This window comes from Microbacterium sp. MYb66 (assembly GCF_002979435.1).
Lineage (GTDB): Bacteria > Actinomycetota > Actinomycetes > Actinomycetales > Microbacteriaceae > Microbacterium.
Genome location: NZ_PCOV01000002.1, coordinates 130,732 through 151,352, shown reverse-complemented (window position 1 = coordinate 151,352; position 20,621 = coordinate 130,732). Strand labels below are relative to the sequence as shown.

General features: G+C 70.0%; 20 protein-coding genes. 11 read left to right on the top strand and 9 right to left on the bottom strand.

What is annotated here, in order from left to right:
* Positions 1-71: 71 nt before the first annotated feature.
* The 11 genes from CQ045_RS04530 (at position 72) to CQ045_RS04475 (ending at position 13,267) form a co-directional block, all read left to right on the top strand.
* Complete coding sequence (locus CQ045_RS04530) at positions 72-1,559, top strand: dicarboxylate/amino acid:cation symporter (RefSeq protein ID WP_105721505.1); 1,488 nt, start codon at positions 72-74, stop codon at positions 1,557-1,559.
* Positions 1,556-2,392 (top strand): fibronectin type III domain-containing protein, encoded by an 837-nt coding sequence (locus tag CQ045_RS18755; protein WP_181156444.1) that lies wholly within the window; start codon positions 1,556-1,558, stop codon positions 2,390-2,392. Before CQ045_RS04530 ends, CQ045_RS18755 begins: the two co-directional genes overlap by 4 nt.
* A gap of 38 nt (positions 2,393-2,430) precedes the next feature.
* Complete coding sequence (locus CQ045_RS04515; protein ID WP_105721503.1) at positions 2,431-4,506, top strand: fibronectin type III domain-containing protein; 2,076 nt, start codon at positions 2,431-2,433, stop codon at positions 4,504-4,506.
* Between the two features lie 85 nt (positions 4,507-4,591).
* Positions 4,592-5,545, top strand: a complete 954-nt coding sequence (gene coaA, locus CQ045_RS04510; RefSeq protein ID WP_105721502.1) for a type I pantothenate kinase — start codon at positions 4,592-4,594, stop codon at positions 5,543-5,545.
* Between the two features lie 64 nt (positions 5,546-5,609).
* Entirely contained in the window at positions 5,610-7,457 is a 1,848-nt protein-coding gene (gene glmS / locus CQ045_RS04505) for a glutamine--fructose-6-phosphate transaminase (isomerizing) (protein ID WP_105721501.1), read from the top strand.
* Between the two features lie 116 nt (positions 7,458-7,573).
* Positions 7,574-7,933, top strand: a complete 360-nt coding sequence (locus tag CQ045_RS04500; protein WP_105721500.1) for a holo-ACP synthase — start codon at positions 7,574-7,576, stop codon at positions 7,931-7,933.
* Positions 7,930-9,036, top strand: coding sequence for an alanine racemase (gene alr / locus CQ045_RS04495; RefSeq protein ID WP_105721499.1), 1,107 nt, complete (start codon positions 7,930-7,932; stop codon positions 9,034-9,036). The genes CQ045_RS04500 and alr overlap by 4 nt, the downstream gene beginning before the upstream one ends.
* The gene (gene tsaE / locus CQ045_RS04490) at positions 9,033-9,530 is read left to right on the top strand and encodes a tRNA (adenosine(37)-N6)-threonylcarbamoyltransferase complex ATPase subunit type 1 TsaE (RefSeq protein ID WP_374955014.1); all 498 of its coding nucleotides are present in this window, start codon (positions 9,033-9,035) and stop codon (positions 9,528-9,530) included. The genes alr and tsaE overlap by 4 nt, the downstream gene beginning before the upstream one ends.
* Positions 9,527-10,324 carry a response regulator transcription factor gene (locus CQ045_RS04485; protein WP_105721498.1) on the top strand — a complete coding sequence of 266 codons (798 nt, stop codon included), beginning with the start codon at positions 9,527-9,529 and terminating at the stop codon, positions 10,322-10,324. The genes tsaE and CQ045_RS04485 overlap by 4 nt, the downstream gene beginning before the upstream one ends.
* 211 nt (positions 10,325-10,535) lie before the next feature.
* Complete coding sequence (locus CQ045_RS04480) at positions 10,536-12,131, top strand: cell wall metabolism sensor histidine kinase WalK (RefSeq protein ID WP_105721497.1); 1,596 nt, start codon at positions 10,536-10,538, stop codon at positions 12,129-12,131.
* Positions 12,128-13,267, top strand: a complete 1,140-nt coding sequence (locus tag CQ045_RS04475; RefSeq protein ID WP_105721496.1) for a hypothetical protein — start codon at positions 12,128-12,130, stop codon at positions 13,265-13,267. Before CQ045_RS04480 ends, CQ045_RS04475 begins: the two co-directional genes overlap by 4 nt.
* Before the next feature lie 13 nt (positions 13,268-13,280).
* Here the strand turns inward: CQ045_RS04475 and csrA are convergent, their stop codons facing one another.
* The 9 genes from csrA to CQ045_RS04430 are packed head-to-tail and all read right to left on the bottom strand — an operon-like array spanning position 13,281 to position 20,614.
* Positions 13,281-13,532 carry a carbon storage regulator CsrA gene (gene csrA / locus CQ045_RS04470; RefSeq protein WP_105721495.1) on the bottom strand — a complete coding sequence of 84 codons (252 nt, stop codon included), beginning with the start codon at positions 13,530-13,532 and terminating at the stop codon, positions 13,281-13,283.
* Positions 13,533-13,536: 4 nt separating this feature from the next.
* Positions 13,537-15,597, bottom strand: a complete 2,061-nt coding sequence (locus CQ045_RS04465; RefSeq protein WP_105721494.1) for a flagellar biosynthesis protein FlhA — start codon at positions 15,595-15,597, stop codon at positions 13,537-13,539.
* Positions 15,594-16,685 carry a flagellar biosynthesis protein FlhB gene (locus tag CQ045_RS04460; RefSeq protein ID WP_105721493.1) on the bottom strand — a complete coding sequence of 364 codons (1,092 nt, stop codon included), beginning with the start codon at positions 16,683-16,685 and terminating at the stop codon, positions 15,594-15,596. The genes CQ045_RS04465 and CQ045_RS04460 overlap by 4 nt, the downstream gene beginning before the upstream one ends.
* Complete coding sequence (locus tag CQ045_RS04455; RefSeq protein ID WP_105721492.1) at positions 16,682-17,443, bottom strand: flagellar biosynthetic protein FliR; 762 nt, start codon at positions 17,441-17,443, stop codon at positions 16,682-16,684. Before CQ045_RS04455 ends, CQ045_RS04460 begins: the two co-directional genes overlap by 4 nt.
* 4 nt (positions 17,444-17,447) lie before the next feature.
* The gene (fliQ, locus tag CQ045_RS04450; RefSeq protein WP_105721491.1) at positions 17,448-17,720 is read right to left on the bottom strand and encodes a flagellar biosynthesis protein FliQ; all 273 of its coding nucleotides are present in this window, start codon (positions 17,718-17,720) and stop codon (positions 17,448-17,450) included.
* Positions 17,717-18,532: a flagellar type III secretion system pore protein FliP gene (fliP, locus tag CQ045_RS04445; protein WP_105721490.1), complete on the bottom strand. Its 816-nt coding sequence runs from the start codon at positions 18,530-18,532 to the stop codon at positions 17,717-17,719. Before fliP ends, fliQ begins: the two co-directional genes overlap by 4 nt.
* Complete coding sequence (locus CQ045_RS04440) at positions 18,529-18,993, bottom strand: flagellar biosynthetic protein FliO (RefSeq protein ID WP_258130950.1); 465 nt, start codon at positions 18,991-18,993, stop codon at positions 18,529-18,531. Before CQ045_RS04440 ends, fliP begins: the two co-directional genes overlap by 4 nt.
* Positions 18,994-19,025: 32 nt before the next feature.
* Complete coding sequence (fliN, locus tag CQ045_RS04435) at positions 19,026-19,685, bottom strand: flagellar motor switch protein FliN (RefSeq protein ID WP_105721488.1); 660 nt, start codon at positions 19,683-19,685, stop codon at positions 19,026-19,028.
* Positions 19,682-20,614, bottom strand: a complete 933-nt coding sequence (locus CQ045_RS04430; RefSeq protein ID WP_105721487.1) for a flagellar motor switch protein FliM — start codon at positions 20,612-20,614, stop codon at positions 19,682-19,684. The genes fliN and CQ045_RS04430 overlap by 4 nt, the downstream gene beginning before the upstream one ends.
* Between the last annotated feature and the right edge of the window lie 7 nt (positions 20,615-20,621).

Genomic DNA, 20,621 nt, shown 5'->3' with positions numbered 1-20,621 from the left:
GATTCGTCACACATGGCAACAGATCGACCTGCCCGAAATGCGACTCACAGCAGATCGATAACGTCGGCGCCATGCCAGACAGCACCATCCTCCTGCCCCTCGCAGCGCTCGCGGTCACCGCCGCCGCGTTCGTGGGCATCGCGCTGCTTCGTCGGCGCGGTGCGGGGTTCACCTCGCTCGTGCTCCTCGCCCTGCCCGTCGGGGTCGGCATCGGGATCGGATTCCGCGATGGTCTCGAGTACGTCGCCGTGCTCGGAGACCTCTACGTCCAGGTGATCACGGCGATCGTCGCCCCGCTGATCTTCATCTCGATCCTCTCCAGCGTCACCTCGCTGGGCTCGGCGGTGAAACTGCGGACGATCGGACTGTCCAGCGCGTTCTGGCTGCTCCTGACCAATGCGATCGCGATCGTCCTCACGCTCGCCGTCGCGCTGAGCGTCGGTCTCGGTCAGGGAGTGCAGCTCGACCTCCGCGAGGGCAGCGGTGACACGCTGACCGGACTGATCAAGCCGCTCGACGAGGTCGTGCTCGGCCTCTTCCCGTCGAACATCGCGGGCGACTTCGTCAGCAACAACATCACGGGGATCATCCTGTTCGCCCTCCTGTTCGCGGTCGCCTACCTCGTGGCGAACCGCGGCGAAGACCCGAACCTGCGCTCGTTCAAGAGCGTGATCGACGGCGCCAAGAAGGTCATCATGACCGCGGTGGGCTTCATCATCGAGCTCACCCCGTACGCGGTCCTCGCCCTCGTCGCCACGACGACGGCCACCGCCATCACGCGCATCGAGACGGTCGTCGCGCTCGTGCTGGTCCTGGTGCTCGCCCTCGGCATCGCGTTCGTCGACGCCTACGTCGTCAACGGGGTCCTGCTGCGGGTCTTCGCGGACGTGAACCCGATCCGGTGGTTCCGCCTCCTCACCCCCGCCCAGTACACGGCGTTCACGACCCAGTCGAGTGTCGGCACCCTCCCGCTCACCATCCCGACGCTCACCCGCAAGGTGGGCGTCCCCGAGGACATCGCCGCGTTCACGGCCCCGATCGGGACGACCATCGGGATGCCGGGGTGCGCGGGCATCTGGCCGATCATCGTCGCGGTGTTCTCGATCAACGTCCTCGGCATCGAGTACTCGGCGTGGGACTACGTCGCCCTCGCCCTCCTCTGCCTGCTGGTCTCGATCGGCACCGCCGGGGTCCCGGGCACCGCCATCATCACCGCGACCGCGGTGCTCAGCGCCTCCGGCCTTCCCATCGAGGTGCTGGTCGTGCTCATCCCGATCAGCGCGGTCGCCGGGACCGCGTCGACGATGGCCAACGTCACCGCGGCCGCGACGGCGGCGACCATCGTCGCACGCCGCCTCGGTGTGCTCGACGACGCGGTCTTCCGCGGCGAACGTTCGCCCGTCGAAGCTCCGACGGAGCCCACATCGAGGCGGGAGCGACGACGTGCGCAGACCGGTCCGACACCCGTCGTCTCCGACCTCGGCATCCCCGCCGACGTCCCCCTGGGACAGTGCGAACTGCCCGCCGCCCGTCCGATCCACGAGAGGGTCTCCCGATGAAAACCGTCCGCCGTTCCCGAGTGCTGTCCGCCATCGCGGTCTCCGCGACCATCCTGCTCGCCCCGCTCGCGATCCCGACCGCCGCGCACGCCGCCGGCGACGTCTGCGACCTGTGCTCGATCAACTTCGACCTCGGCGCCTGCGAGAACCTCGGCGGCTATCCCTACGACTCGACCGTGGAAGCACCGCCGGCCGCGGTCAGCGGCGGGTCCGCACCCAAGCCCGCACCCGCACCCGCTCCTGCGCCCGCTCCGGCGCCTGCCCCTGCCCCGGTGAAGCCGTCCACGACGAACGACAAGCCGGCGGCCGGCACCTCGAACGCCACCACGACCACGGTTCCGGAGGAGGCGGCGATCGTGGCGGCGACTGTCCCGACCGCGCCCGCCGGGCTCGCCCACAAGATCGACGGCAGCAGCCTCTCACTGACCTGGACGGCGCCCGCAGACGGGGGCTCGCCTCTCACCGGCTACAAGCTGATCCTGAACGAGGGCACGCCGATCGTCCTCCCGGCCGACGCCACCGAGTACGAGCTCGCCCTCGGTGAAGGCACCTACGACCTGACGCTGATCGCGACGAACGCCGTGGGTGACTCGCCGGCGTCCGAGTCGATCGAAGGGCTCGAGATCGCTGCCGATGAAGCGGAGAAGGAGAAGGCCGATCCCGTCAGCGCCGACGCCCCCGCCGAGGCCGGCATCCCGCTGGCCGCGCCGTTGACGCTCGGCGGGATCGTCGTCGTCGCCGGCGGGCTGCTGACCTGGTGGTGGCTGCGTCGCCGGGGCGCCGGCGCCACGGCCCCCGCCACGGCATCCGACGACACCACTCCCATCCTCTGACCCGAACCGATCACGCACCGAGAACAGGAACATCAACCATGTCCACAACAGCACGAGGAAGACGCCTCGCCGCGGGCTCCGTCGTCGCGGCTCTCGTCGCCGGCGGAGCCGTGGGGCTCACCGCTCTTCCCGCGTCCGCCGCGCCCCCCGCCCCTTCATTCGACTACTTCGCCGACACCATCCCGGGTCTGCGCACCGACTCGGTGTTCGAATCCGTCACGTTCGAGCGGTTCGAGAGCCTGCTCAGCGGCTCCGGAACCTACGCGTTCCTGCTCGGCGGCCCGAACGACCCGACCACCGCCGCGACCGCGGTCGAGATCGACCGGGTCGCGCAGCAGTACGGCGTGGACGCGATCTACACGTTCGACCCGCTCCTGGACGGCGAGTCCGTCGACATCCGCACCTTCGTCACCGGTGTCGCGGGTGAGGCCGCCGGTGCCCTCTACACCCGGCTCGTCGACGGCTACCTCAACAAGGACACGACGCCCGAGTTCGGCGCCGGCACCGATCCCTACCTCTTCGTGTACGACGGCGACCGGACGGTCGAAGGCGCGGACGACCGGATCATCGCCTCCCTGGGCGGCACCGAAGACGCCGCATCCGCCGCGACCGACGGGTACCGCCAGCAGGTGGCCGCCGTGTTCGAGGCGGTCGCTGTGAACGGGGCGGCGCAGCTGGACACGCAGTCGCAGTTCGAGTTCTTCTCGAACGCGGTCAACTCCCGCCACCGCGCCGCGTACAGCACCAACCTCGCCGCATACGGAGACACCATCTTCACCGCAGCCGATGCGGACGAGTTCGTGCTCCAGTCGATCACCTACCCGGAGCTCGTCGACCTGCTCGAGTCGGGCGGCGATCACACGATCCTGTTCGGCGGCACCTGGTGCCACAACACGCGGGCGGTCATCCGCGACGTGAACCACAAGGCGGCCGAGTCCGGCGTGCAGACCGTGTACGTGTTCGATCTGCGTCTCGACGGCTGGAGCGGTGCGAACGCGCACATCCGCGACACGAACTCGTCGATCGCGCATCTCTATGGGGACCTGGTGCAGGCGCACCTCCCGAACCTCAAGACCCAGTACGTGCTCGACGGCAGCGCCGGTCAGCGCGTCGAGTACCACCCGGGCGGCGACACCGCGGCCGCGAAGGCGGCCGCCCGCAAGCTCCAGGTCCCATATCTGTTCGAGTACGACGGATCCGACCAGGCCGCGCCCATCACGAAGAACTGGATCCAGGACAACGGTCAGGCCGGCTACCGCGAGTACATGACCGAGTGGTGGTGGATCTCCGACCTGCAGGGCCCCGCCAAGCGGCCGAACCAGACGGACGAGCAGTACGAGGCCGGTCGCGCCACGAACCTCGCCTTCGCCGATGAGGCGCTCGCCAAGCTCGACGAGTTCTTCGGGATCGAGGCGGAGCCGGTGGTGACCGCTCCGGCTGCCCCGGCCGCTCCGACGGCCACCGCCGTGGGCGCCGACGTCACCGTCACGTGGGCGGCACCGGCATCCGACGGCGGATCGCCGCTCACCGGATACTCCGTCGCGCTCGGCTCCACCGTCGTGGACGTCGCCCCCGGCGTCACCACCCACACGTTCCTCGGGGTACCCGTCGGCACCCATGCCGCGACCGTCACCGCGGTGAACGGGGTCGGTCGATCGACGGCGTCGGCCGCCGCTTCCGTCACCGTCGGCGGGGACCAGCCGGGCGGGGGAGAACTCCCCGGGAGCGGAGACGTCTCGGTCGCCGTGACCGGAGATCTGCGCCCCGGCGGCGAGATCACGGTGCGCGGCACGGGCGTCGATCCGGAGTCGGACGGCGTGCGCGTCGAGCTGCACTCCACCCCGACGCTGCTCGGCACCACGGCGGCCGCGGCAGACGGCACGTTCACGGTGAACGCCCGGATCCCGGCGGCGATCCCGTCGGGTGCCCACTCCGTCGTCGTGTTCGTCGACGGGGTCGAGGTGGCGCGCACCTCCGTGACGCTGAGCGGATCCGGACTGGCGAGCACGGGCGCCGACCCCGGTCTGCTCATCGCGGGCGGAGTTTCGGCGCTGCTCCTGCTCGCCGCAGGCACCGTGCTGGTCGCCCGTCGACGCGGATCGCTCGGATCCTGACCGGCACCCGTCGCATCCGGATGCCCCTGTCCCTTCGCGGGGGCAGGGGCATCCGGCGCGTCACGCGCTCGAACACGCGGATACGATGTATCCCGTGACCACCGCCGACCCCACGCTGCCGCTGTCGCCGTACCGGGAGATCGGCCGCGCGGAATGGGCGCGGCTCGCGGCGGGACTCGACCAGCCGCTGTCCGAGACCGAGGTGGTCGAACTCCGCGGAATCGGCGACCGCCTCTCCCTCACCGAGGTGCGAGAGGTCTATCTCCCGCTGAGCCGCCTGCTCAGCCTGTACGCCACCTCGACGAAGAGACTCGGCGCCGCCACGTCGTCGTTCCTCCAGGAGGACGACTCGACGACGCCCTTCGTCGTCGGCGTCGCGGGTTCGGTCGCCGTGGGCAAGTCGACGATCGCCCGTCTGCTCCGCGAGCTGATGAGCCGCTGGCCGGGGACGCCGCGCGTCGAGCTGGTCACGACCGACGGCTTCCTCTATCCCAACGCCGAGCTCGAGCGTCGCGGGATCATGGACCGCAAGGGCTTCCCGGAGTCCTACGACCGACGCGCGCTGATCGAGTTCCTCACCGAGGTGAAGAGCGGCGCCACCGAGGTGCGAGCGCCGTTCTACTCCCACATGCGCTACGACATCGTTCCGGATGCGAACGTCGTGGTCCGCCGCCCCGACGTCGTCATCGTCGAGGGCTTGAACGTGCTGCAGCCGCCGCCCGCCCCGAACGACGTCGCGGTCAGCGATCTGTTCGACTTCTCGATCTTCGTCGACGCCGACACCTCGCACATCGAGAAGTGGTACGTCGACAGGTTCCTCGCGCTGCGCCAGGCGGCGTTCAGCAACCCCTCGTCGTACTTCAACGTGTTCGCGCACCTCACCGACGAGGAGGCGATCACCACGGCGCTCGGGTACTGGAACGAGATCAACATGCCCAACCTCGTCGAGAACGTGATGCCCACGCGGCATCGCGCGCGACTGGTGCTGCGCAAGGGCGCGGACCACGATGTCGAGTCCGTTCTGCTGCGAAAGCTCTGACGACCGCTCGAGGCCGGAATATTGTACGGACGACTCGCAAAAATCCCGCCTTACTCTTGATCGCATGTGTGGAATCGTCGGATACGTGGGCCCGCGCCCCAGCCAGGACATCCTTCTCGCCGGTCTTGCCCGCCTCGAGTACCGCGGCTATGACTCCGCGGGCGTCGCCGTCATCGACGGCGAAGGCTCGCTCGGCATGCGCAAGAAGGCCGGCAAGCTCGCCGTGCTGCGCGACTCGCTCGCCGACGCGCCGCTGCCCGACGGGTCGACCGGCATCGGTCACACCCGCTGGGCGACCCATGGCGGCCCGACCGACGGCAACGCGCACCCGCACCTCGCCGACGACGACAAGCTCGCCGTGATCCACAACGGCATCATCGAGAACTTCTCGGCGCTGCGCGACGAACTGCTCGCCGACGGCGTGGTGTTCCGCAGCGAGACCGACACCGAGGTCGCAGCCGCCCTGCTCGGGCGCGAGTACGCCGGCAACGGCGGCGACCTGGAACTGGCCTTCCGCAGCATCGTGAACCGCCTCGAAGGCGCGTTCACCCTGCTCGCGATGCACCAGGACCACCCGGGGCTCGTGGTCGGCGCCCGCCGCAACTCGCCGCTGGTGATCGGGCTCGGCGACGGCGAGAACTTCCTCAGCTCCGACGTCGCCGCGTTCATCGAGCACACGCGCAAGGCGCTCGCGATCGGTCAGGACCAGATCGTCTCGATCACCCCGGATGCCGTCACCGTCATCGACTTCGCCGGCACGCCCGTCGAGCCCGAGCCGTTCGACGTCTCCTGGGATGCCGCCGCTGCAGAGAAGGGCGGATGGTCGAGCTTCATGGCCAAGGAGGTCGCCGAGCAGCCCGAGGCGGTCGCCAACACGATCCGCGGCCGCATCCAGGACGGCCAGGTCGTCATCCCGGAGCTCGACGGACTGGACGAGCTGTTCATCGGGATCAACCGCATCATCATCACGGCGTGCGGCACGGCGTCCTACGCCGCACTCGTCGGCAAGTACGCGATCGAGCAGTGGGCGCGCGTCGCGGTCGACGTCGAGCTCGCCCACGAGTTCCGCTACCGCGACCCGGTCATCGGCGCCGACACCCTCGTCGTCTCGATCAGCCAGTCGGGCGAGACGATGGACACGCTCATGGCCGTGAAGTACGCCCGCGAGCGCGGTGCGCGCACCCTGTCGATCTGCAACACCCAGGGCGCGACGATCCCGCGCGAGTCGGATGCCGTGGTCTACACGCACGCCGGCCCCGAGGTCGCCGTCGCCTCGACGAAGGCCTTCTCGGCCCAGATCACCGCGCTGCTGCTGCTCGGCCTGCACATGGGGCGCGTGCGCGGCGCGATTGCGGACGCATCGGTCGACGTCGCCGAGCTCGCGGCGCTTCCGGAGAAGATCGCGAAGGTGCTCGAGAGCGAGCAGGAGCACGTCACCCAGCTCGCCGGGTGGATGGCCGACACCCGCTCCGTGCTGTTCCTCGGTCGCCACGTCGGCTACCCGATCGCACTCGAGGGTGCGCTCAAGCTCAAGGAGATCTCCTACATCCACGCGGAGGGCTTCGCGGCAGGCGAGCTCAAGCACGGCCCGATCGCGCTGATCGAGCCCGGCCAGCCGGTGTTCGTGCTGGTGCCGTCGCCGCGCCACTCCGCGCTGGTGCACTCGAAGGTCGTCTCGAACATCCAGGAGATCCGCGCGCGCGGAGCCCGGGTGATCGTGGTCGCCGAAGAGGGCGATGCCGCGGTGCTCCCGTTCGCCGACGAGGTCATCCACATCCCGCTGGCCGGCCCGATGTTCGAGCCGCTGCTTGCAGTCGTCCCGCTGCAGATCTTCGCGATGGCACTCGCCACGGCGAAGGGCCTGGACGTCGACCAGCCGCGCAACCTCGCGAAGTCCGTCACGGTCGAGTAGTCCTCGCTCCCGACACCGAACCACCCCCGTGTGTGCGAACCACCCCTCTGCGGGCGCACTCACGGGGGTGGTTCGCATTCAAGGGGGTGGCTGGGCGGGGACAGTAGGCTGAACAAGTGATCATCGGCACCGGCATCGACCTCGTCGACATTCCGCGATTCGAGCGGACGATGGCCCGGACTCCGCGTCTGCGGGAGCGGATCTTCGCGCCGTCGGAGCGTCCGCTGCGTCTTCCGTCCTTGGCGGCGCGCTACGCCGCCAAGGAAGCGCTCATCAAGGCGCTCGGCGGCTCGGACGGTGTGCACTGGACCGAGATCGAGATCGCCTCCGAACCCTCCGGACGCCCGCACTTCGTCCTGTCCGGCTCGACCGCAGCGGTCGTCGAGGGGCGCGGCATCCGCACGCTGCATCTGACCCTCACGCATGACGCGGGCCTCGCCGCCGCGTTCGTCGTCGCCGAAGGAGACCCGCTGTGACCGTCCCGTTCCGCGAAGCGACCATCGATCTCGACGCGATCGCCGACAACGTGCGGCACTTCCGCCGCCTCACCGGGGTCGAGGTGATCGCGGTCGTCAAGGCGAACGCCTACGGCCATGGCGCGGCAGCAGCCGCGGTCGCGGCGCTCTCCGCCGGTGCGACCCGCTTGGGCGTGGCCGAGATCGCCGAGGCGCTCGAGCTGCGGCGACAGGGCGTGCACGCGCCGATCCTGGCGTGGCTGCATACTCCGGGCGAACGGTTCGAGCATGCCGCGGCGCAGGACATCGAGGTCGGGATCTCGTCCTTCGATCAGCTCGAGGCGGCAGCCGCGGCCGCTGCCGTCGATCGCCCCGTCGGGGTGCACCTGAAGTTCGAGACCGGGCTGTCGCGCAACGGCATCGCCCCGGCCGACTGGGGGCGGGTGCTGGCCGAGGCCGCCCGTCTCGAGCGCATCGGACGGCTGCGCATCGTCGGTCTGTTCAGCCACCTCTCCAACACGTCGGCCGAGGACGACAGGGCGGCGCTCGCGAAGTTCGAAGAGGGGGTCGCCGCGGCGGCATCCTTCGGCATCCACCCCGAGATCCGGCACATCGCCGCCACCGCCGCGGCCATCGACCTGCCCGAGATGCGGCTCGACGCCGTGCGGATCGGCATCGGACTGTACGGGCTGTCGCCCTTCGACGACCGCAGCTCGGCGGAACTCGGCCTGCGCCCCGCGATGACGCTCCGCGGAGCGATCGCCGCCGTGCGCCGCGTCCCCGCGGGGACAGGCGTCTCCTACGGGTACGACCACCGCACGGATCGCGACACGACGCTGGCTCTCGTGCCGCTCGGCTACGCCGACGGCGTGCCGCGCAACGCCTCGGGCAGACTCCCCGTTTCGATCGGCGGTCGCCGGTTCGTGAACGTCGGACGGATCGCGATGGATCAGTTCGTCGTGGACGTCGGCGACACCCCGGTCTCGATCGGGGACGAGGTCGTGCTGTTCGGGGATCCCACCCTCGGAGTGCCCTCCGCAGAGGACTGGGCCGAAGCGGCCGACACCATCGACTACGAGATCGTCACGCGCATCGGACCCCGCGTGCCACGGCGGGCCTCGTGAGCGTCGACCCGTCGTTCCTCGGCCGCAGGGAGGTCGCGACCTCCGAGGCGATGGAGCAGCTGGGACGGCGGATCGGTGCGCAGCTGGAGGCCGGTGACCTCCTCATCCTCACCGGACCTCTCGGCGCGGGCAAGACGACGTTCACCCGTGGCCTCGCCGAGGGGCTCGGGGTGCGTGGCCCGGTGCAGAGCCCGACCTTCGTGATCGCCCGCACCCATCCGTCGCTGGTCGGCCGGGCGCCCCTCGTGCACGTCGACGCGTATCGGCTCGGGTCCGCCGCCGAACTCGACGACCTCGACCTCGACCTCGATCGCTCGGTGGTCGTGATCGAGTGGGGCCGGGGCATGGCCGAGGAGCTGGCGGATTCCTGGTGGGACGTCGAACTCGAGCGCCCGGTCGGCGCCTCGCACCTCGACCCCGCCGACCTCGATCCGTCCGAGCTCGACGCGGACGCTCCGCGGATCGTGACGATCGCGCAGGAGAGGATCCGGTGACCGAGGCATCGACGCCCGCACTCGTCGTCGTGATCATCGAGGACGACCCCGGGGTGCGGTCGCTGCTGGACGAGGTGTTCCTCGCCGCCGGGTTCGAGACCGTCCTCACCGGTTCCGGGCTCGAGGGTCTCGCGGCCATCGAGAAGCACCGTCCGATCATCACGACCCTCGACATCAACCTCCCCGGCATCGACGGCTTCGAGGTCGCACGACGCATCCGGCGGATCAGCGACACGTTCATCATCATGCTGTCCGCGCTCGCCGACGAGTCGGACGTCGTCCTGGGACTCACCTCCGGGGCCGACGAGTACCTCGTCAAGCCGTTCCGTCCCCGCGAGCTCCGCGCCCGCATCGAAGCCCTGCTCCGCCGTCCCCGCGTCCCGGACCCGCGCCCGGCTCCCGCTCCCCGTTCCGTGACGGACTCCGAGTCCTCCGCGCAGGACGCGACCGTCATGACCTGGCGGGGGAGGGTCCACCGTGACCTCAGTCTCGATCTGGACACGCGAATGGTCCTGATCGGGCAGAAGCGGATCGACCTCACCCCGACGGAGTTCGATCTGCTCGCGGCTCTGCTCGACGCCAAGCTCCGGGTGTGTAGCAAGGCGGAACTCGCCCGCGGACTGCGGGGTCTGCCGGAAGGCTCCACCGACTACGTCAGCGACCCCGACAAGCGCGCGATCGAGACCCACATCGCGAATCTGCGTCGAAAACTCGGAGACAGCACGACCACGCCGCGCTACATCGAGACGGTGCGCGGAGTCGGCTACCGCCTCACGCCTGCCGACGGCCCGTGAGACCGTGGGGCGGGGCCGCGGCTCCCCAGCCACGGCCCCGGTTGCCTGCGAATCCCCACTCGCTTGGCCCCAGCGTCTGCGTTGTTCCCCAGCCGCAGTATCGGCCCCCACTCAGAATGCTAGGGGTGCGACGCCGCCTGAAGAGCGGGCTCGACCGATCTTTGAGTAATCTTGCGGCAAAGCTGAGGTTCGAGGGGGAGGGTGAGCGCTGATGGTCCGCACTGTGTCTATCTGGCGCTGGCAACTCGTGTTCACGGGCAGCATCGTGGCGATCGTCGTCATGATCACGGCGTTCAAACCGCAGACCTTCGCCAACCCCCTCGTCGTCGCCGGGGTCTGCCTCGTCATCCTCACCACGCTGATCACCCTGGCCGTGCCATGGCATCGTCTTCCGCGCACCGTCGCGACCGTCGTGCCCCTCCTCGACGCGCTCGCCGTCGGCTTCACCACCAACGCCCCGGACATCCGGCTCGGCTTCCTCTGGGTCTTCCCCGTGGTCTGGTTGGCCACCTACTTCACCCTGCCGTGGGTGCTCGGCGGCATCGCCTTCATCAGCGCGACGCTGGTGCTGTTCGCGGATCAGAGCGGCACACCGGCCGACATCCTCCTCCGCCTGCTCACGCTGGTCATCACCCTCGGCTTCCTCGGTGTGACGGTGCGCATCGGGGCGCAGCGCTCACGCGCCGCCCGCCGACTCCTGCAGCGCCGCTCGGAGCAGGTCAATCGCGCCGCCGAGCGGGCCGAGACCAACCAGCGGAGAGTGATCCAGATCGTCGACGCGCTGAGCGTCGCCCTCGTCGTCGTGACGACGGAGGGGCGAATCCTCCAGATGAACGACGCCTACCGGACGCTCTACGGCCGTGACCGCTTCGGCGCGGTCCTCCCGTCGGCTGGGGTCGAGTACGACGCCAGACGCGGCACCGCCGTTCCGCCGTCGCGCACCTCGCTCGCCCGCGCCGCCGCAGGGGAGAAGCTGCGGGCGGAACGGGTGTGGCTGTTTGACGGAGCAGGGCAGTGGCGCGCACTCGAGGTGAGTACGCAGTCGATGGCCACGGCGGGCGAGGGCGAGGACATCACGCTGGTCGTCATCGACGACGTGACGCCGCTGCTCGAGGCCGACGAGGAGCGACGCGCCTTCACCGCCGTCGTCTCGCACGAGCTGCGCAACCCCCTCACCGCGATCGTCGGACACGTCGACCTGCTCCGCGAGCGCGACGACCTGCCCGGGCGGGTGCCCGCACAGCTCGAGATCATCGCGAACGCCGGGGAACGGATGCAGGACCTCGTGGCCAGCATCCTCCAGCAGTCGGGCCGCAGTCCGCAGGAGCCGTTCGAGCCCGTGGAGCTGCGGGGAGTGGCCGAGGCATCGGCGGCATCGTACGCACCGATCATCGCGGGCAACAGGCAGGAGCTCACGATCGCGGGAGCGGAGAGCCTGTTCATCTCCGGCGACGCCTTCCGGCTGCGGCAGGTGCTCGACAACCTGCTCAGCAACGCGGTCAAGTACACCGCGGCAGGCGGACACATCAGAGTCGACCTCGCGACCGTGGCCGGGCACGCGGAGCTCGCGATCGTCGACGACGGAGCCGGGATGACCGCCGAGGAACTGCCCCGCGTGTTCGAGCCCTACTTCCGCACGGAGAGCGCGGTTCGCGCCGGCATCAGCGGGACGGGGCTCGGCATGGGCATCGTCCGGGAGATCGTCGCCGCCCACGAGGGCAGCATCGACGTCGCCAGCGAGGTCGGCGTCGGCACCCGTGTGACACTGCGCTTCCCCGAGCGCCGACTCAAGGAGGTGGAGGCATGACTCCGCTCGTGCCGGTCAGCATCGACGTCACGACCAGCATGGTGGCCGTCGTCACCGTGCTCACGGTTCTGGTCATCGGCCTCGGGACGCTCGCGCGCCCGAGCCGGGCGACCGTGACGTGGGGTGCGGCGTTCGGCCTGGGGATGCTCGGAGCCTACCTCTGGCTCGCGGGGCAGCAGACGGACGAGCCGATGCTTCGCGGGGCCGCTTCGGCGCTGCTGCTCTGCTTCGAGCCGCTGGTCTGGATCGGTCTGCGCCTGCATTTCGGACGGCGTGCCCGCTGGTCGCTGGTGATCCCGTACGTCCTGGTCGCGCCCGCGCTGCTGACGGCGACCGCCGGCACGGCGTGGTACCTGCCCTCCTTCCACCTCGTCTTCCTCGGCAGTGCCGTCTACGGGGGCCTGGTGGCCTATGAGCTGCTGCGCGGGCGGCCGTCCGGGCGGGACATCGTGCTCCCGCTGGCCCTCGCCTCGTGCGGACTCGTGGTGGTCGCGATCGTCAGCGCGGTGTCGGCCATGATCTCCGGGGGCGCCGGCACCGACGCCCAGCTGAGCGCACTGCGCGGCATGAACGCGGTCGGGACCCTGGTGGTGAGCACCTGTGCGGCGTTCACCCTCGTCCTGATGGTCCGCGGGGAGGAGAAGAGCCGGGGCGACAACGACGACGTCGCCGACCGGGCGCGGAGCCGGCTCCGCAAGGCCGAGTCGCAGAACGACCAGCCGTGGTCGGTGCTCGACATCCGCTTGGATGACCCCGCCGATCTTCGGGAGGCCTCGACGGGGTCGGCGTTCGCGCTCCTGGTCGATCGCTTCCACGACGACATCCAGGAGGCGCTGCCGGCCCTGGCAGACGCCGACCGGGTGGAGGACGGTCGCACGATCGTCGTCATCCGGGGCAGCGACGAATCGGTCCGTCACCACCTGCGCGGGATCCTGACGCGCATCTCCGTCATCGAGCGCGGCACGACGGTGGCCGGCATCCGGTCGTCCGCGAGCATCGGCTGGGCGACCGCGTCCGTCGTCGGCTACGACTACGACGCGCTGGTCGCCGCTGCGGGGCGGGCTGCCGTCAGAGCACGCGCCGCCGGGGGCGATCAGTGGAAGCGTGCCACGGAGCTCGATCTGTCGCGCGTCTGAGCCCGGAGAGCGGCTAGGAGCTGCGGGACTCCCGACCTCGGGCGAGAGCCGCGGCGATCGCTCCCTCGGCCTGAGCGTCGGTCTCGGCCGCGGCGGACACGTTCTCGGCGACGACCGCCTCGATGATCTCGGTGCGCTGGATGCGCGTCTCTCGAGGCGCCTTCACGCCGATGCGCACGCTGTCGCCCTTGATCTCGAGCAGCGTGATCTCGATGTCGCCGTCGATGCGCACGCTCTCACCGATCCGCCTCGTCAAAACCAGCATTCGTTCAGCCTAGTGCTGCGGGGACGGCCCCGACCGACGTGGCCGGGCTGTCGCGGACGACGCCGACGGTCTCGATCGTGAGCGCGGCGGCGGTCGCCTCGGTGTACGACAGCACCGGGAGCCCGTCCGTCTGCGCGGAGACGAGACGGCGCACCGCGGGACGCAGCGACGGGGCGCACACCAGCACCGGCTCGCCGCCTTCGCTCACCGAGGACACGGCGTGCTTCACGGATTCCACGACGGTCTCCATGCGCTGCGGATCGAAGACGATCTGCGTGCCCTCGTCTCCGGGGCGGAGGCTCTCGAGCATCGCCTGCTCGAGGAGGGGGTTGATCATCACCACGCGGAGGGTCCCGCCATCCGCGAACCGTGCGGCGATCGCGGGGCCGAGCGAGGCCCGTGCCGCCTCGATCAGACCTTCCGCATCGGTCGAGGTCCTGGCCCGCAGCGCGAGCGCCTCGTAGATCCGGCTGAGGTCGTTGATCGGCACCCGTTCGGCGAGGAGGCCCTGGAGCACGCGCTGCACCTCGGCCAGCGACAGCAGCGCGGGCGTGAGCTCCTCGACCGCGGCGGGGGAGGCCTGCTTGAGGGCATCGGTGAGCTGACGCACATCCTCGCGGCTCAGCAGGCGCGCGGCGTGGGCGTGGATCACGCTGGACAGGTGCGTGATGATCACGCTCGCCCGGTCGATCACGGTGGCGCCCGAGAACTCGGCGCTGTGCCGCATCTCCATGGGGATCCACTTGCCTTCGAGTCCGAACACCGGGTCGAGCGTCGCAGTGCCGGGGAGGGAGTCCAGCCCCTGGCCGAGGGCCAGAACCGAGCCCACCGGCGCCGTGCCCCGCCCGGTCTCGACTCCGGCGATGCGGATCACATACGTCGCCTGCGGAAGCTCGATGCTGTCGCGGGTGCGCACGGGCGGGGTGATCAGACCGAGGTCCAGCGCGATCCGGCGGCGGAGGGCCTTCACGCGGGCCAGCAGGTCGTCGGGACCACCGGTCACCAGGTCGACGATGTCGGGCGCGAGCAGGATCTCCAGCGGATGCACGCGCATCTTCTCGATCAGCTCCTCCGGTTGATCGGACGGTGCCGCCGACGGAGTCTGCGCCGCGACGGCCTCCTCGCGCTTCTGGTTCGCCTTGATCCGCTGGGCGATCAGCAGGAGCAGGGCGCCGATCGCGACGAACGGCAGCATCGGCATATGCGGGATGAGCGACATGATGATCGCGGCGCATCCGGCGATGATGAGGGCGTTGCGCGACTGGCCGAGCTGCGCGGACGCGGCCGTGCCCATCTCCGCCTCGGCCGTCGAGCGGGTCACGATCATGCCCGTGGAGACCGCCATGAGCAGCGCCGGGATCTGAGTGACGAGTCCGTCGCCGATCGTGAGGAGGCTGTACGTGCTCACGGCCTCGTCGATCGACATGCCGTGCTGCACGAGTCCGATCGCGATGCCGCCGACGATGTTGATGATGATGATCACGAGGCCGGCGATCGCGTCGCCCTTCACGAACTTGGACGCACCGTCCATGGCGCCGTAGAAGTCGGCCTCCGCCGCCACCTCCGCACGGCGCTCCCGAGCCTCGGTGTCGGTGATGAGTCCCGCGTTGAGATCGGCGTCGATCGCCATCTGCTTGCCGGGCATGGCATCGAGGGTGAACCGCGCGCCGACCTCCGCCACGCGCTCTGCGCCCTTGGTGACGACGACGAACTGGATGACGACGAGGATGAGGAACACGACGGCGCCGATGATGAGCGAGCCGCCGACCGCGATCGCCCCGAACGCCTCGATCACCTGACCCGCGTACGCCTCGCCGAGCACCAGACGCGTGGACGCGACGTTCAGCCCCAGCCGGAACAGCGTCGCCACGAGCAGGAGGGACGGGAACACCGAGAAGTCGAGCGGCTTCTTCACGAACATCGACGTGAGCAGGATCACGAGCGCGAACATGATGTTCAGGATGATGAGGATGTCGAGCAGGAACGGCGGCACCGGGACGACGAGCAGCATGATGATGCCCACGACTCCGATCGGCACCATCAGCTTGGTCAGCAGCTGTCTCATGCGGTCCTCCGGTAGGGAAGCGAGTGGATGCCGCGGGCGGCCCCGCGTCGTCGCAGCGCGTCGACGAACACGAGGACTCGGGCCACGGCGTTGTACAGGTCTTCGGGGATCTCCTGGCCGAGCTCGCACGCGGCGTGCAGGGCACGGGCGAGGGTGATCTCGCGCACGAGCGGCACACCGGCGCGCACCGCCTCGTCGCGGATGCGCTCCGCGATCACTCCGCTGCCCTTCGCGACGACCTTGGGGGCTGATCGCCCCGCCTCGTAGCGGAGCGCGACGGCGATGTGGGTCGGATTGACCACGACGACATCGGAGCCGGCGACGGCGGCGATCATGCGGTTGCGGCTGGCGGCGAGCTGCCGGGAGCGCCGCTGCTGACGGATGAGCGGGTCGCCCTCGGAGTTCTTGCTCTCGTCGCGGATCTCGCGCTTGGTCATGCGCGTGTGCTTGCGGTTGCGGCGCATCACGACGAACATGTCGATCGCCGCGAGGACGAGCCCGACGGCGATCGCGGTCTGCAGCAGCGCGGTCGTCCCCTCGCTCGCAGTGCCGAGCAGGCGCGAGATCGAGTGCGCACCGCTGGCGGTGAGGACGGGCATCAGACTCGCGATCACCAGCCAGAGGGCGATGCCGATGGCTGCGGTCTTCATCAGCGCCTTGGCACCCTCCCAGAGGGCCTGCATGCCGAACACCCGGCGGATCCCGTTGACGACGTTGAACTGCTCGAAGCGTCCGGTGAGCGGTTTCAGGTGCACCCCGCCCTGGATGACCGCTCCGATCAGCGTGACGATGGCGACGGCGGCCAGCATCACGGCGATGGTCGGGAGCACGGAGGCCAAGCCGCGTTCGAGCGCACCGAGCGCCGCCTGCGGAGTCGGGGCATCGACCAGCGAGGTCAGCGTGAGGAGCTGCTCGGTTCCCGCCGACGCGCCGAGGGCGATGGCCGCGGGGGTGGCGATGGCCGCGGCGCCGATGCCCAGCCAGGCCGTCAGGTCCTGGCTGCGCGACAGCCGACCCTTCTTCCGGGCTTCGCGGAGGTGCTTGTCCGTCGCCTTCTCGCTGCGCTCGCCGCTGTCGGTCCCGCTCATCCCTGCACCCCCTGCATGAGTCGCAGCGCCTGAGTGGCGAGGGCATCGACGATGCCGGGGAGCACCGCGTACACGGCGCCGGCGAGCAGCAGGGTCAGGAGGATCTTCACCGGGAAGCCCATGGCGAACGCGTTCAGGGCCGGCGCCACCCGGGTGATGAGTCCCAGGCCGACGTCGGCGAGGAACAGCACGAGCACGAGCGGTCCGGCGATCTGCACGGCTGCGAGCACCATCTGCGAGACCCCGCCGACGAGGAGCTCGGCGGGGCCGGCGACCTCGAACACGCCGTCGACCGGCACGGCGTCGAAGCTCCGCGCGAGTCCGGCCAGGATCAGCTGGTAGCCGCCCGAGGCGAACAGCAGCGTCAGTGCGGTCAGGTGGAAGAGCCGCGTGAACTGGGCGCCGTTGACGAGCGAGTGCGGGTCGAAGGCCTGGGCGAGCTGGAAACCGCCGAACACGTCGATCAGGCTGCCGGCGGCCTGGAGCGCCGAGAAGCACAGCAGCACGAGGAAGCCGAGCAGCGCGCCCGTCACGAGCTGCAGCACCAGAGCGCCCAGGAACGGGCCGGTGTCGAGGTTCTCGTAGCCCGGTGCGACGGCGCTGCCCACGGCCAGCGAAAGCCCGATCGCGAGCATCGCCTTGACCCGCGCGGGGATCGCCCCGTACGAGAAGGGCGGAGCGATCATGATGAACGCGGTGATCCGCACCGCGGCGAGCATGGTCGCCTCCAGCCAGGCGAAGTCGATCGGGATGTACACGCGGTCATCCGCTCAGCAGCGAGGGGATGCGGGCGAACATCTCGTTCGTGAAGGCGATCATCTCCGCGATCATCCAGTTGCCGGCGATGAGCAGGGCGATGCCCACCGCGACGATCTTGGGGACGAACGACAGCGTCACCTCCTGCACCTGGGTGATGGACTGCAGCAGCGAGATCGCGAACCCCACGACGAGGGCGGTGACCAGCACGGGCGCGGCGAGCTTGGCCGCGATGAGCAGCCCCTGGGCGCCGATGTCGAGGACGGCCTCCGGGGTCATCCGACACCTCCGTAGCTCTCCAGCAGAGCGCGGATGATGAGCCCCCAGCCGTCGACCAGGATGAACAGCAGGATCTTGAAGGGGAGCGAGATCATGACGGGCGGGAGCATCATCATGCCCATCGACATCAGGGCCGCGGCCACGACGAGGTCGATCACCAGGAACGGGACGAAGATGACGAAGCCGATGATGAACGCGGCGCGCAGCTCCGAGATCATGAACGCCGGGATGAGCGTGTACATCGGCACGCTCGACGGATCCTCGGGGTTGGGCTGACCCGCCATCCGTGTCATCAGGGCGAGGTCCTCCTCGCGGGTGAACCGGAGCATCCACTCCTGCAGCGGCAGCTGACCGACGTCGATGGCCTGCGTGAAGGTGAGGGTGCCGTCGATGTACGGCTGCACCGCGACCGTGTTGATCTCGGTGAGCACCGGCCACATGATGAACAGCGACAGGAAGAGCGACAGCCCCGCCAGCACCTGGTTCGGGGGGATCGTGGGCAGCGACAGCGCGTTCCTGGTCATCGCGAGCACGACGAAGATCTTCGTGAACGACGACATCATCAGCAGCAGAGCCGGGGCGACCGAGAGCAGCGTGATCCCCAGCAGGGTGAGGATCGAGCCGGAGGGACCGCCGTCGACCCCGTTGATGTCGATCGTGATGCCCTCGCCGGGATCGTCCGGGGCCACCTCCGCATGAGCCGCCGTGCCCGTGAGCAGCGCCAGGACGACGACCAGGCCGAGCGCGACCGCGACGATCAGTGCGAACCGTCGCAGCGCTCGGCCGTCGACGACCCCACGGGGGACGCTCATCGCGTGCGCCGGATGGCCTCGGCGGTCTGCCGCCAGGTTTCGGGGGAGAGGATCGAACCGCGCAGGGGATCGCTGCGGTGCCGAACCCGCCGCTGCGGCACCTGCGCCGCGGACGGCGCGGACGTCGTCTCGGTCAGGGCGGTGGCGGCGAGGATGCGGTCGAACTCCTCGGCGTCCGCCGAGGCCTGGGAGGATGCTTCCGACCACACCGGGTCCGCGGCGTCGCCGGGGAGACCGACCCGCTTCACCGGCAGCCGGTCGACGACGTTCACGCCGTGCTCGGTGACGCCGAGCACGTACCGGGCATCCTCCGTCTGGATCACGACGATCTGGGCCTTCGGACCGACCCCCTGGCGCCCGAGCACCGTGATCGCCTCGCTGTCGCGACGGCGCGCCTGCGTGCGCGCGACACGGCGCTGCAGGAACCACAGCACCCCGAGCACTGCGGCGAGCGAGAGCACGACCCGCAGGCCGAGCAGGAGGTCGTCCAGGGTCAGGCCTCGACGTTCTCGAGGATGCGGGTGATCCGCACCGCGTAATCCTGATCCACCACGACGACCTCGCCGTGGGCGATGATGCGGCCGTTGAGCTTGATGTCGGCCGGGGCGCCTGCGGAGCGGTCGAGTTCGACGATGCGTCCCGGCTCCAGGTCGAGCACGTCGCGCACGGCCATCCGGGTGCGCCCGATCTCGACCGTGAGCTCCATCTCGACGCCGGCGATGCGGTGCAGTCGCCGCGAGGAGTTCGAGGTCGTCGCGGGAGCGCGCGTGACGACGACGGCCAGGCGGCCGATCGTGTGGTCGGCGTCGTCCTGCAGGTCGAACAGCTGCACCGCGGGATCGGCGAAGAGCGCCGAGGCGTCGCCGACCGTGGCTTCACCGAGGGCGCCGGACCCCAGTGCACTCGTCGACGCTTCGAGGGCGTCACGCAGCCGGTCGGACAGGGGCGTGCCGCCGAGCCCGTCGACCAGGATCTCCGGCGCGAACAGCTGGACGGCCAGCTGGGCGCTCGCCTCGCCGACGAACTGCACGATCACGGCGTCGCCGGTGTCTCCGGAGACCTGCGAGGCGCGCGCGGCGAGGGGCGAGGCAGTCGGCAGCGAGGCGGCGAAGGCGGCGGCGACGGCGGACTCGTAGGTGGTGGTGCTGGTCACGCGGGCTCCTCGGCGAAGGCGGGATCGGGGATGGTGGTGGTGACGACGCAGGCCAGACGCGCCCCGGCGCTCCCGACAGCCGCCGTGGCGACGGTCTGATCGCCGACGGCGAGGACCAGGGGGCGGTCGGCGGAATGCGGGAACGCGATGATGTCGCCGACGGACAGATCGAGCACCTCGCGGGGGAGCACGGCGCGGGGCGCGAGGCGGAGAGCGAGCTCCACCGGCGAGACCTCGACCTGACGACGGACCAGACCCGGGGCGGCCGATCGCTCGGCATCGGACGTGCGTACGGTGAAGCCGGCGAGGACCGACGCCGGCAGCATGACGCTGGCCGGCACCGTGCGGCCGCCCAGGCGCATCGAGAACCGCGCGACGATCACCGGTTCGCCGGACGCCGCGACCTGGGCGAACTGCGAGCTGTACTGGATGCCGGACACCGTGACGCCGACGGGCAGGAGGCCGTCCAGGGCGCCGGTGAGATGGTCGATCGCGTCGACGATCAAGGACCGGATCAGCGCCTGCTCGATCGGGGTGAACGTGCGATCCTCCGAGGTCGCGGATGCTCGTCCACCGACCATCTGCACGATCCAGGTGGTGGCGGCCGAGGTCGGCAGCTGCACGATGAGGCGCTCTTCGGAGTCGGGCAGAGCGCACACGATCATGGTGGTCGTGGTCGGCAGCGACTGGGCGTATTCGCCGTACGTCATCATCCCGACGTGTTCGACGGCGATGGTGGCGCGCACGTGGATCTTCGCCGACAGCTGCGCGGACCACTGCCGGGAGAAGGTCTCGAACGCCAGCTCCAGGGCGCGGGTGTGCTCGCGCGAGAGGGTCGCCGAACGGCCGAAGTCGTACACCTCGACTCCGGCGGTCTTCGTCGCCGTCTCCGCGCGCACTGCGGAGCGCACGCTGTCCTCGATCACCACGAATCCG